Below are 11,779 nucleotides of genomic sequence, written 5' to 3' on the forward strand. Positions count from 1 at the left end.
CCCAGGCGTGGGCGTCGCTCTGGCGCACGGTCCAGTAACCGTCGATCTCGTTCATCTGCCCGCCCTGGTAGCCGGTGACGATGCGCGAGGGCACGTCCAGCGCGCGCATCAGCACCACGAAGGCCGAGGCGATGTGCTCGCAAAAACCTTCCTTGCGGTCAAACCAGAACTCGTCGGCCGTGTGCTCGCCATACACGCCGGGCTCTAGCGTGTAGGTGTAGCCGCCACGGGCCAGGCGCTGCAGCGCTGCATCCACATAGGCCTGCGCGCCGCGGGCGGCCACCTGCGCGGCCAGTTGCGGGTCGGCCTGCATCTGCGTGGCCAGGGCCAGGGTGCGGGGGTTTTTCTCAGCAGGCAGCTGCACGTAGCCTTGCATTTGCGCGGTGCGGCGCTCGGGGCCATGGGTGAAGCGCAGGTGGCTGGCTGCGCGGTAGCGCAGCACGCTGGCAATGGGGCGGCTGGCCAGCCATTGCAGCTCGGGCGACATCATGGCCCGGGTGCCCGGGGGCAGATCGGGGCGGTCTTGCGCGGCGTCCAGCGTCAGCAGCCAGGGCCGGCGGCTGGGCTCCAGCGTGACCTCGTAGCGCAGGGGTTCGCCCTGCACCTGCAGATTGGCGGGCGTGGGGTCGGCCCAGGTGATGCCGCGCGCCTCGGGCTGCGACAGCGCATACCAGTCGTGCCCATTGAAGGCCGTGAGCACCGGGCCGCGAAAGTACAGGCTGCCTTGCGGCGGCGGGGCACCGCCCGGGGTGTCAAAGCGCACGCGCATGGCCACGCTGTCGTCCAGCACCAAAGAGGCCATGCTGCCGATGCTCATCTCGCTCGACAGGCCGCTGCGCCCGGCGCGCGCATCGTCGGGCACGCCCCACAGCGGCGCCATGCGCGGAAACAGCACAAACAGCGCCACCATGATGGGCGCGCCCAGCAGCGCCATGCGCGCGGCCGTGCGCATCGGCACCGTGAGCGGCGGCCGGCCCACCGGCATGTGGGCGTTGACCAGCGCCGTCAGCAGCCCCAGCAGCGCCACCAGCATGGCAGCGGCCGTGGGTAGCGATTGCGAGAAAAAGAAGTTGGCCAGCAGCGTGAAAAAGCCCAGGAAGAACACCACCATGGCGTCGCGCCGCGCGCGCAGCTCCAGCGTCTTGAGCGCCAGCAGCAGCACGATCAGCGTCACGCCCGCATCGCGCCCGACGATGGTGCGGTGCGACAGCAGGGTGAGCGCCACCGCCAGCGCCAGCAGGGCGCCGATCAGCCAGCGCCCCGGCAGCGCGCGCCCCTGCACCGCCAGCCAGCCGCGCCAGGCCAGCAGCGCGGCCGTCAGCACGCTGGTCCACGCGGGCAGGTGCGGCGCCAGCGGCGCCACGCAGCAGGCCACCACGGCCAGCAGAAACAGCGTGTCGCGCGCCTCGCGCGGCAGGTGGGAAAGCCGTTGCGACAGTTTCATGGCAGGGCGGCGCAGTACGGGCGCGGGGGGCGCGGATGCGCAATTGCGCTATTAATTAAATAGCTTCTTGCGCTTGTATTGATTGGGCTGGAGGCTGATTTCATCATTAACGAGCGGAATGGATGGTTCAGCACAGCGCCAGTGCCTCCAGGCAGCGGCGCTGGTGTGCGGCGCCGCTGTCGGGGGCGATCTCGCGGCCGGGCAGGCGCAGGCCGTATTCGACGCCCAGGCGGTCGGCCTGCAGCACCCAGGCCGTCAGGCGCGACAGGCGGGCCTCGGGGTCTTGCAGGCCGGTGGCGGCGGCGTCCAGCCAAAGCTCGTTGCGCTGCGCCTGCTGGGTGTCGCGGCTGACCAGGTCGTAGGTGCCGGTGGCCAGCGACTTGGCGGCCTTCTTCCAGACCACCAGCTTGAGCGGGTCACCGCGCCGGTAGGCGCGCACGCCGTCAAATTCACCCATGCCGCGCGCGGGCGCCTGGCCGCTGCTGCCCGCGCGCGGCTGGCCGGGCGGCAGGGGCGGCGCGGGTAGCTCGGGGCGCGGATAGACCAGCACCTGCGCCGCGGGCCGCCACAGCGTCCACACGCGAAAGGTGCCCAGCGGGTAGCGGGTCTGCGCCATCAGCACCGGCACGCTTTGCAGGCCGCGGCGCGCGGGCTGGAAGGCCACCTGCACCGTGGCGCTGCTTTGGCCGGGCACGTCGGTCCAGGCCCAGTCGGTGGCGTGGCCGTCGCCGCGCACGGCCACGGCGATGCCGTAGCGAGTGCCCTGCCGCGGGTTGGTCAACTGCACCTGCAGCAGCGCGCCTGCGCCCAGAAACTGCGGCTCGGGCGGCGCCAGGTGCAGCGTCAGCCCGCGCAGCGTGGCGTGGCACAGGTGCATGCCCACGGCCGCGCTGCCGGCCAGCAAGAAGGTGAGCAGATAGCCCAGGTTGAGCTGGAAGTTGATCGACGCCACCAGCAGCACCAGCAGCGTGAGCGCCAGCATCCAGCCCGAGCCCGTGGGCAGGATGTACACATTGCGCTGGGTCAGCGCGAGCGTGTCGGTGCATGGCAGGCGCGCCAGCCACCAGCGCTGCCAGCGGGCGGCGATGCCGCCCAAGGGTCTGCGCCAGGATGTGCGTTGCGCGCCAGCGGCCGCGGGCGGCGTGGCGTGCTCGTAAGTTGCGGACATGCTGTTATGGCAGGGGCACGGATTCGACCATGGCGCGCACCTGCTCCACGGCGCCGCGGCCGGCGTCGCCCACGGGCACCAGGCGGTGGGCGATGGTCTGCGGCAGGATGGCCTGCACGTCGTCCGGCGCCACGTAGTCGCGCCCCTCGATCAGCGCCTGGGCCTTGGCCGCGCGCATCAGCGCGATGCCCGCGCGCGGCGACAGGCCCTGCAAAAACCAGCGGCCCGAGCGCGTGGCGGCGATCAGGTCCTGCACGTAATTGAGCAGCGGCTCGGCCGTATGCACGGCCAGCACCTGCTGCTGCAGCTGGGCCAGGTCATCTTGCGACAGCAGCGGCAGCAGGCCGTCCAGCATGTCGCGCCGGTCGCTGCCGGCCAGCAGCAGGCGCTCGGCAGCGCGGTCGGGGTAGCCTAGCGAGATGCGCATCAGAAAGCGATCCAGCTGGCTCTCGGGCAGCGCGAAGGTGCCCAGCTGGTCATGCGGGTTTTGCGTGGCGATCACGAAGAACGGGTGGGGCAGGGGGCGCGTCTCGCCCTCCACCGACACCTGCTTTTCTTCCATGGCCTCCAGCAGCGCGCTTTGCGTCTTGGGGCTGGCGCGGTTGATCTCGTCGGCCAGCAGCACCTGGGCGAACACCGGGCCGGGGTGGAACACGAAGGACTCCTTGCCGCGCTCATAGACCGACACGCCGGTCAGGTCGCTGGGCATCAGGTCGGCGGTGAACTGCACGCGCGCAAACTGCAGCCCGAAGGTGCGCGCCAGGGCGTGGGCCAGCGTGGTTTTGCCCACGCCGGGCACGTCCTCGATCAGCAGATGCCCGCCGGCCAGCAGGCAGGCCACGCAATCCTGTACCTGAGCGGTTTTGCCAACAATCACCGTGTTAAGCTGGTTCAAAAGCGATTTGATAGTGTGCTGTGCATGCATGGCACGACGTTATCCCAAAAACGATAGAGACACGGGCAATGACAGCGAGCAAGACAGGCTTTTTCACCCATCGGGACTGTTCCATGCATGAGATGGGGCCGGGACACCCTGAATGCCCGGCACGGCTCGATGCCATTCACGATCGCTTGCTGGTGAGCGGCGTGGCCGACCTGCTCGATCACCGCGAGGCGCCGCCGGCCCCGCTGGCCGACCTGGAACTGGCCCACGACCGCATGCACATTGCCGCGCTGCGTGGCTTGTCGGACTGGCTGATCGAGGAAGAGCTGGCCGGCGGCCCGCCCCTTGTGCAGGTGGATACCGACACCTCCATGAACCGCCACACCTGGAAAGCTGCCTTGCGCTCTGCGGGTGCCGCGCTGGCAGCTACCGACGCGGTGATTGCTGGCGAGCTGGAGAACGCCTTTTGCAGCGTGCGCCCCCCCGGTCACCACGCCACGCGCACCAAGGCCATGGGGTTTTGCTTCTTCAACAACGTGGCCGTGGCGGCCAAGTACGCGCTGCAGCGTCACAACCTCAAGCGCGTGGCGGTGGTGGACTTTGACGTGCACCACGGCAACGGCACCGAAGACATCCTGGCCGGCGACGAGCGCGCGCTGATGGTCAGCATCTTCCAGCACCCGTTCTACCCCTACAGCGGCGACCAGAATCCGGCACCCAACATGCTCAATGTGCCCGTGCCGGCCTACACCAAGGGCATGGACGTGCGCGACATTGTCGAGATGATGTGGATACCGCGCCTGGAAGCCTTCAAGCCCGAGATGATCTTCATCAGCGCCGGTTTTGACGCGCACCGCGACGACGACATGGGCCAGCTCAGCCTCAACGAGCAGGACTACACCTGGATCACCATGCGCATCAAGGACGTGGCCCGGCGTTTTTCCGGCGGGCGCATCGTCTCGTGTCTGGAGGGCGGCTACGTAATGGGCCCGCTCGCGCGCAGCGTCGAGGCGCATGTGCGCGTGCTTGCCGACCTTTGAGCGTCCCGCGCCGCAGTGCCTGCGCGCCCGCGGGCCGTGCGTTTTCAGTTTTCTGCCATTGAGTAACTACACCTTATGACTTCGATCACCACCACGGCGCCCGGCACCGGCCCCCTGCGCGTGCAGCGCGACAGCCGCGGCGTGGTCACGCTGACGCTTGACGACGCCCCCCGCTTCAACGCCCTGGGCCACGACATGCTGGCCGCGCTGCAGCAGGCGCTGGACGGTGTAGCGCGCGACGAGACCGTGCGCGTGGTGGTGCTGGCCGCCACCGGCAAGGCCTTTTGCGCAGGTCACAACCTCAAGGACATGGCGGCCAACCCTGATCTGGCCTGGTACCAGCGCCTGTTTGCCCAGTGCAGCCGCATGATGCTCAGCATCCACAAGCTGCCGGTGCCGGTGATCGCGCGCGTGCACGGCATGGCCACGGCGGCAGGTTGCCAGCTGGTGGCCCAGTGCGACCTGGCCGTGGCCAGCGACACGGCCAGCTTTGCCACCAGCGGCATCCACTACGGCCTTTTCTGCGCCACGCCCAGCGTGCCGCTGGTGCGCAACGTGCCGGTCAAGCGGGCGATGGAGATGTTGCTGACAGGCGACTTCATCGATGCGCGCACCGCGCTGGATCAGGGGCTGGTCAACCGCGTGGTGCCGACCGAGGCGCTGGACGCCGAGGTCGAATCCCTGGTGCAGTCCATCTTGCAAAAGCCCCGCGTGGCCGTGGCCCTGGGCAAGGCGCTGGTGTACCAGCAGCGCGAACTGGGGCTGGAGGCCGCCTACCAGCTGGCCGGCCAGGTCATGGCCGTCAACATGATGGACGAAGCCGCGCAAGAGGGCGCGCGTGCTTTTGCCGAAAAGCGCATTCCCGCATGGAAGGTTTGATTCCTGTGCAATCCGGTTCTCTGATGTTTGACGACTTACGGCAATGGGCTCGGTCTTTTGCGCAGACCACGGTATTGACGGAGCTGGCGGCCCTGGCCTTGTGCGTGGTTGTGGCCTGGTTCGTGGTTTCTGGCTTGCGCCGCGCGCTGCACCGTGATCCGTCGCGTTCCATCCTGTTCGGCGCCAAGGTGTTTGACGGCGTGCTGTTTCCCTTGACCTTGCTGGGCCTGGGCTACCTGGCGCGCACGGTGCTTGCGCAGTGGATGCCCCTGGCGGCGTTCAAGGTGGTCATTCCGGTGCTCATTTCGCTGGTGGTGATCCGCGTGGGGGTCAAGGTGCTGCAGGCGGCTTTTCCCCAGTCGGCCTGGGTGCGGCCGATCGAGCGCACCATCTCGTGGCTGGCTTGGCTGGGCATGGTGCTGTGGGTGACGGGCCTGCTGCCGCTGGTGCTGCAGCAGCTTGACGAAATCACCTGGAAGGTGGGCACAAGCACGCTGTCGGTGCGCACCATGATCGAGGGCTTCGTGACGGCCTGCGCCGTGCTGATCCTGACGCTGTGGATCTCCTCGACCATCGAGTCGCGTCTGCTGCGCTCGGTCACGGGCAGTGAGCTGTCGGTGCGCAAGGCGCTCAGCAATGCGGCGCGCGCGCTGCTGATGTTCGTGGGGCTGATCCTGGCTCTTTCGACCGTGGGCATTGACCTCACGGCCCTGTCGGTGCTGGGCGGCGCCGTGGGCGTGGGCATCGGCTTTGGCCTGCAGAAACTGGCGGCCAATTATGTGAGTGGGTTCGTCATCCTGGCTGAGCGCAGCGTGCGCATTGGCGACAACGTGCGCGTGGATGGGTTCGAGGGCCGCATCACCGACATCACCGGGCGCTACACGGTGATTCGCTCGGGCGTGGGGCGCGAATCCATCGTGCCCAACGAGATGCTGATCACCCAGCGCGTGGAAAACCTCTCGCTGGCCGATCCGCGTGTCTGGCTGTCCACGGTGGTCAACGTGGGGTACGACAGTGATGTCGATCTGGTCATGCGTCTGCTGCGCGATGCTGCCCTGGTCAACCCGCGCGTGCTGCGCGAGCCGGGGCCGTCGGTGGCGCTGTCGGCGTTTGGCGCGGACGGGCTGGAGTTCACCGTGGGTTTTTGGATTGCCGACCCGGAAAACGGGGCGCTCGTTTTGCGCTCGGACATCAATCTTGCCATTCTGGCGGCGCTGCGTGCTCACGGTATCGACATTCCGTATCCACAGCGCGTTGTGCATGTGCGGCCGCAAGTGCAGCCCGCGTCTGGTCAAGAGGGTGGCTCGCCGCCAGGTGCTGTATCCGTCGCGTGATCTGCGGTTGGGGGGGCTGGCGTTGCCCCACGGCAGGCGGCACGGGTGCGATTTTGAGCACGCGCGCTGCGCTGTAATCAAAAAAGCACAATCGTTCTTTTTTTGCGTGTTTCTTTGACGGGTTTGTTGCACCGCGCAATAGAATCAGTTGGTTTACGTAAACGTCAATAGACCCGTCATTCTCTAGGAGCAGCTATGAAAGTCTTGGTCCCCGTCAAACGCGTGGTGGACTACAACGTCAAAGTCCGCGTGAAGTCGGACGGCAGCGGAGTGGACATTGCCAACGTCAAGATGAGCATGAACCCCTTTGACGAAATCGCCGTCGAAGAAGCCGTGCGCCTGAAGGAAAAAGGCGTGGCCACCGAAGTCATCGCGGTGAGCTGCGGCGTGGCCCAGTGCCAGGAAACCCTGCGCACCGCCATGGCCATTGGCGCCGACCGCGCCATCCTGGTGGAGACCGACGCAGAGCTGCAACCCCTGGCCGTGGCCAAGCTCCTCAAGGCCCTGGTGGACAAAGAACAACCCGGCCTGATCATCCTGGGCAAACAGGCCATTGACGACGACGCCAACCAGACCGGCCAGATGCTGGCCGCACTGGCCGACCTGCCCCAGGCCACCTTTGCCAGCAAAGTCGAAGTCAGCGGCGACCAAGTCAGCGTCACCCGCGAAGTCGACGGCGGCCTGGAAACCCTGCACCTGAACACCCCGGCCGTCATCACCACCGACCTGCGCCTGAACGAGCCGCGCTACGTCACGCTGCCCAACATCATGAAGGCCAAGAAAAAGCCGCTGGACACCGTCAAGCCCGAAGACCTGGGCGTGGACGTCGCCCCGCGCCTGAAAACCCTGAAAGTGGCCGAGCCCGCCAAACGCGGCGCAGGCATCAAAGTGCCCGACATCGCCACCCTGGTGGACAAACTCAAGAATGAAGCCAAGGTCATCTGACCCCCAGGAGAACACGAACATGACCACACTCGTCATTGCAGAACACGACAACGCCAGCCTCAAGGCCGCCACCCTCAACACCGTCAGCGCAGCACTGGCGTGCGGCGGCGACGTGCACATCCTGGTGGCCGGAGAAGGCGCCCAGGGCGCAGCGCAGGCCGCGGCAAAAATCGCTGGCGTCGCCAAAGTCCTCCACGCCGACGGCGCAGCGCTCAAAGACGGCCTGGCAGAAAACCTGGCCGCCCAGGTGCTGCACATTGCGGGCAACTACAGCCACATCCTGTTTGCCGCCACCGCCAGCGGCAAAAACGTGGCCCCGCGCGTGGCCGCCAAACTGGACGTGGCGCAAATCAGCGACATCACCAAAGTGGTCGCTTCTGACACCTTCGAGCGCCCCATCTACGCCGGCAACGCCATTGCCACCGTGCAAAGTGCAGATGCCGTCAAGGTGATCACCGTGCGTACCACGGGATTTGATGCTGCAGCCCAGGAAGGACAAGCGCCAGCAGCTATTGAAAGCGTAGCAAGCGTGGGCGACGCCGGCAAGAGCCGCTTTGCCGGGCGCGAAGTCACCAAGAGCGACCGCCCCGAGCTGACGGCGGCCAAGATCATCGTCTCGGGCGGCCGCGCGCTGGGCAGCAAGGAAAAGTTCGACGAAGTCATCACCCCGCTGGCCGACAAACTGGGCGCGGCGCTGGGCGCCAGCCGCGCCGCGGTGGATGCGGGCTACGCGCCCAACGACTGGCAGGTGGGCCAGACGGGCAAGATCGTGGCGCCGCAGCTGTACATCGCCTGCGGCATCTCGGGGGCCATCCAGCACCTGGCGGGCATGAAGGACAGCAAGGTGATCGTGGCGATCAACAAGGACCCCGAGGCGCCGATCTTCGGCGTGGCCGACTACGGGCTGGAGGCGGACCTGTTCACGGCGGTGCCGGAGCTGGTCAAGGCGCTGTAAGGCGCAGCAGGCCGTTGCATCGGCAAGAGGCATCGCAAGCGATGCCTTTTTTCATCACATTCATATTGTTGTTGAGTTGGAGAACCCATGAGCTACATCGCCCCCGTCAAGGACATGCTGTTTGCCATAGAGCACCTGGCGTGTATTGACCAGATTGCGCAGATTCCCGGTTTTGAAGATGCCGGCCTCGACACCGCCGCTGCCGTGCTGGAGGAGTGCGCCAAGTTCAACGAGGGCGTGGTGGCTCCGCTGAATGTGGATGGGGACCGCAATCCGTCGTCGTTCAAGGACGGGGTGGTGACGACCACGCCAGGCTTTAAGGAAGCCTTTGCCCAGTTTGCCGAGGGCGGATGGCAGGGTTTGCAGCATCCGGCGGACTTTGGCGGCCAGGGCCTGCCCAAGACCATCGGCGCGTGCTGCGTAGAAATGCTCAACAGCGCCAACATGAGCTTTGCGCTGTGCCCGCTGCTGACCGACGGCGCCATCGAGGCGCTGCTGACCGCCGGCAGCGACGAGCTCAAGGCGATCTATCTTGAAAAGCTGATCTCGGGCCAGTGGACCGGCACCATGAACCTGACCGAGCCGCAGGCAGGCTCCGACCTGGCGCTGGTGCGCACCAAGGCCGAGCCGCAGCCCGACGGCACCTACAAAATTTTTGGTACCAAGATCTTCATCACGTACGGTGAGCACGACATGGCCGAGAACATCGTGCACCTGGTGCTGGCGCGCGTGGCCGGCGCGCCTGAGGGCGTGAAGGGCATCAGCCTGTTCGTGGTGCCCAAGTTCCTGGTCGGCAAGGATGGCAGCCTGGGCGCGCGCAATGACGTGCACTGCGTGTCCATCGAGCACAAGCTGGGCATCAAGGCATCGCCCACGGCCGTGCTGCAGTTTGGCGACGGCATGGCGGCGAGCGTCGCAGACAGCGCCGGGCCCGGCGCGGTGGGTTATCTGGTGGGCGAAGAAAACCGCGGCCTGGAGTACATGTTCATCATGATGAACGCCGCGCGCTATGCCGTGGGCGTGCAGGGCGTGGCCATTGCCGAGCGTGCCTACCAGAAGGCCGCGCAGTATGCGCGCGACCGCGTGCAAAGCCGCCCGGTGGATGGCAGCGTGGCCGCCAGCGCAGCCATCATCCACCACCCCGACGTGCGCCGCATGCTGATGACCATGCGCGCCTACACCGAGGGCTGCCGCGCCATGGCCATCACGGCCGCAGCCGCTTACGACGCGGCGCACCACCACCCCGATGCGCAGGTGCGTGCGGACAACGCCGCGTTCTATGAGTTCATGGTGCCGCTGGTCAAAGGCTACAGCACCGAAATGAGCCTGGAAGTCGCCAGCCTGGGCGTGCAGGTGCACGGCGGCATGGGCTTCATCGAAGAAACCGGCGCCGCGCAGTACCTGCGCGATGCCAAGATCCTGACCATCTACGAAGGCACGACCGCCATCCAGGCCAATGACCTGGTGGGCCGCAAGACCGCGCGCGACGGCGGCAAGATGGCCAAGGCCGTCGCTGCGCAGATCGAAAAGACCGAAGCCGGGCTGCGCGCCAGCGGCACGGCCGACGCCCTGGCCGTGGCCCAGCGCCTGGGTGCGGCGCGCGAGGCGTTTGTGGAGGTGGTGGACTTCATCGCTGGCGGTGCCAAGGCCCACCCCAACGACGTGTATGCAGGCAGCGTGCCCTACCTGATGCTGGCCGGCAACCTGGTGGCGGGCTGGCAGCTGGCGCGCGCGCTGCTGGTTGCACAAGAGTTGGCGCCCCAGGGGCAGGACGCGGCCTTCATGCAGGCCAAGATCGTCACCGCGCGTTTTTATGCCGATCACCTGTTGACGCGCGCGCCCGGCCAGCGCGACGCCATCGTGCACGGCGCGCCCAGCGTCACGGCGCTGGCGCTCGAGTCGTTCTGAAAATTGCTTCTGTTTTGATAGCTGCTAGCGCTTTATTGATAAGCGCTGCAGCTTTTTTTGATCATAACTACCAAGGAGATTGCACGAATGTCCAAGCTGCCCCCAGTGCTGCAAAAGCTGAGCCTGCCCGTGATCGGCTCGCCGCTGTTCATCATCAGCAACCCCCAGCTGGTGATTGAGCAGTGCAAGGCCGGCATCGTGGGCTCCATGCCGGCGCTCAATGCGCGCCCGGCAGAGCAGCTGGACGACTGGCTGGCCGAAATCACCGAGACGCTGGCCGCCTGGAACCGGGCACACCCCGAACAACCCGCAGCACCTTTTGCCATCAACCAGATCGTGCACAAGAGCAACGACCGCCTGGAACATGACCTGCAGGTGTGCGCCAAATACAAGGTGCCGATCGTCATCACGTCCCTGGGCGCGCGCGAAGACGTGAACCAGGCCGTGCACGGCTGGGGCGGCGTGGTGCTGCACGACGTCATCAACAACCAGTTTGCGCACAAGGCCATCGACAAGGGCGCCGACGGGCTGGTGGCCGTGGCGGCAGGCGCTGGCGGACACGCGGGCGTCAAAAGCCCGTTTGCGCTGGTGCAGGAGATTCGTCAGTGGTTTGACGGCCCGCTGGCGCTGTCGGGCTCCATCGCATCGGGTGGCGCCATTTTGGCGGCGCAGGCCATGGGCGCCGACTTTGCCTACATCGGCTCGGCCTTCATCGCCACGCACGAGGCGCGCGCTGCCGACGCCTACAAGCAGGCCATCGTCGAGTGCACGTCTGACGACATCGTCTACAGCAACCTGTTCACCGGCGTGCACGGCAACTATCTGGCGCCATCCATCCGCAATGCCGGGCTGGATCCGGACAACCTGCCTGAGTCCGACCCGAGCAAGATGAACTTTGGCAGCGACCGCAAGGCCTGGAAGGACATCTGGGGCTGCGGCCAGGGTATTGGTGTTATCCGCGAGGTCACAGGTGCGGGCGAGTTGATCGCCCGCCTCAAGCGCGAGTACCAACAGGCGCTTGAACGTGTGCTCGTGCCAGCCTGACGACGCACCGCCGACGAGGCGAACCCCTTGCTCCCAGACACGGCGCCTTCGTGCGCCGTTTTCTTTGGGGTTCCTGGATCCTGCGAGAGAAGGCCAAATTGATGGCCAGCCTTGCCTGGCCGAGCGCACGCCGGACTGCTGCATTCACTTTCCGTCATTCGTCAACACAGTCAATACAA

General features: G+C 66.5%; 10 protein-coding genes. 7 read left to right on the plus strand and 3 right to left on the minus strand.

Features of this window, described 5'->3' with window-relative positions; translation table 11 throughout:
* The 3 genes from AB7E35_RS03165 to AB7E35_RS03175 all read right to left on the minus strand — a co-directional run.
* Positions 1 to 1,444 (minus strand): DUF3488 and transglutaminase-like domain-containing protein (locus tag AB7E35_RS03165; RefSeq protein WP_428167054.1); only part of this gene is annotated, 1,444 nt, incomplete at its 3' end.
* A gap of 127 nt (positions 1,445 to 1,571) precedes the next feature.
* Positions 1,572 to 2,612 carry a DUF58 domain-containing protein gene (locus tag AB7E35_RS03170; protein WP_428167055.1) on the minus strand — a complete coding sequence of 347 codons (1,041 nt, stop codon included), beginning with the start codon at positions 2,610 to 2,612 and terminating at the stop codon, positions 1,572 to 1,574.
* 4 nt (positions 2,613 to 2,616) lie between these two features.
* On the minus strand, positions 2,617 to 3,537 hold the full coding sequence (locus tag AB7E35_RS03175; protein ID WP_428164186.1) for an AAA family ATPase: 921 nt from the start codon (positions 3,535 to 3,537) through the stop codon (positions 2,617 to 2,619).
* Positions 3,538 to 3,575: 38 nt separating this feature from the next.
* Between AB7E35_RS03175 and AB7E35_RS03180 the strand changes: the two genes are divergently transcribed.
* From AB7E35_RS03180 to AB7E35_RS03210, 7 genes are all read left to right on the plus strand, one after another.
* Positions 3,576 to 4,535 carry a histone deacetylase family protein gene (locus AB7E35_RS03180; protein ID WP_428167056.1) on the plus strand — a complete coding sequence of 320 codons (960 nt, stop codon included), beginning with the start codon at positions 3,576 to 3,578 and terminating at the stop codon, positions 4,533 to 4,535.
* 75 nt (positions 4,536 to 4,610) lie between these two features.
* Positions 4,611 to 5,414: an enoyl-CoA hydratase gene (locus AB7E35_RS03185; protein WP_428167057.1), complete on the plus strand. Its 804-nt coding sequence runs from the start codon at positions 4,611 to 4,613 to the stop codon at positions 5,412 to 5,414.
* Between the two features lie 23 nt (positions 5,415 to 5,437).
* Positions 5,438 to 6,748, plus strand: a complete 1,311-nt coding sequence (locus tag AB7E35_RS03190; RefSeq protein ID WP_428164189.1) for a mechanosensitive ion channel family protein — start codon at positions 5,438 to 5,440, stop codon at positions 6,746 to 6,748.
* 195 nt (positions 6,749 to 6,943) lie between these two features.
* The gene (locus AB7E35_RS03195; RefSeq protein WP_428167058.1) at positions 6,944 to 7,693 is read left to right on the plus strand and encodes an electron transfer flavoprotein subunit beta/FixA family protein; all 750 of its coding nucleotides are present in this window, start codon (positions 6,944 to 6,946) and stop codon (positions 7,691 to 7,693) included.
* 19 nt (positions 7,694 to 7,712) lie between these two features.
* On the plus strand, positions 7,713 to 8,648 hold the full coding sequence (locus AB7E35_RS03200) for an electron transfer flavoprotein subunit alpha/FixB family protein (protein ID WP_428167059.1): 936 nt from the start codon (positions 7,713 to 7,715) through the stop codon (positions 8,646 to 8,648).
* Positions 8,649 to 8,735: 87 nt separating this feature from the next.
* Entirely contained in the window at positions 8,736 to 10,556 is a 1,821-nt protein-coding gene (locus AB7E35_RS03205; protein WP_428167060.1) for an acyl-CoA dehydrogenase, read from the plus strand.
* A gap of 87 nt (positions 10,557 to 10,643) precedes the next feature.
* Complete coding sequence (locus AB7E35_RS03210; protein WP_428167061.1) at positions 10,644 to 11,600, plus strand: NAD(P)H-dependent flavin oxidoreductase; 957 nt, start codon at positions 10,644 to 10,646, stop codon at positions 11,598 to 11,600.
* Positions 11,601 to 11,779: the final 179 nt, after the last annotated feature.

Source organism: Diaphorobacter sp. (assembly GCF_050251835.1).
In the GTDB taxonomy this organism is placed as follows: domain Bacteria; phylum Pseudomonadota; class Gammaproteobacteria; order Burkholderiales; family Burkholderiaceae_C; genus JBFXIE01.

Coding starts and splice junctions, on each gene's coding strand:
- AB7E35_RS03170 (WP_428167055.1), bottom strand. CDS start 2,612: ATGTCCGCAACTTACGAGCACGCCACGCCGCCCGCGGCCGCTGGCGCG.
- AB7E35_RS03175 (WP_428164186.1), bottom strand. CDS start 3,537: ATGCATGCACAGCACACTATCAAATCGCTTTTGAACCAGCTTAACACG.
- AB7E35_RS03180 (WP_428167056.1), top strand. CDS start 3,576: ATGACAGCGAGCAAGACAGGCTTTTTCACCCATCGGGACTGTTCCATG.
- AB7E35_RS03185 (WP_428167057.1), top strand. CDS start 4,611: ATGACTTCGATCACCACCACGGCGCCCGGCACCGGCCCCCTGCGCGTG.
- AB7E35_RS03190 (WP_428164189.1), top strand. CDS start 5,438: ATGTTTGACGACTTACGGCAATGGGCTCGGTCTTTTGCGCAGACCACG.
- AB7E35_RS03195 (WP_428167058.1), top strand. CDS start 6,944: ATGAAAGTCTTGGTCCCCGTCAAACGCGTGGTGGACTACAACGTCAAA.
- AB7E35_RS03200 (WP_428167059.1), top strand. CDS start 7,713: ATGACCACACTCGTCATTGCAGAACACGACAACGCCAGCCTCAAGGCC.
- AB7E35_RS03205 (WP_428167060.1), top strand. CDS start 8,736: ATGAGCTACATCGCCCCCGTCAAGGACATGCTGTTTGCCATAGAGCAC.
- AB7E35_RS03210 (WP_428167061.1), top strand. CDS start 10,644: ATGTCCAAGCTGCCCCCAGTGCTGCAAAAGCTGAGCCTGCCCGTGATC.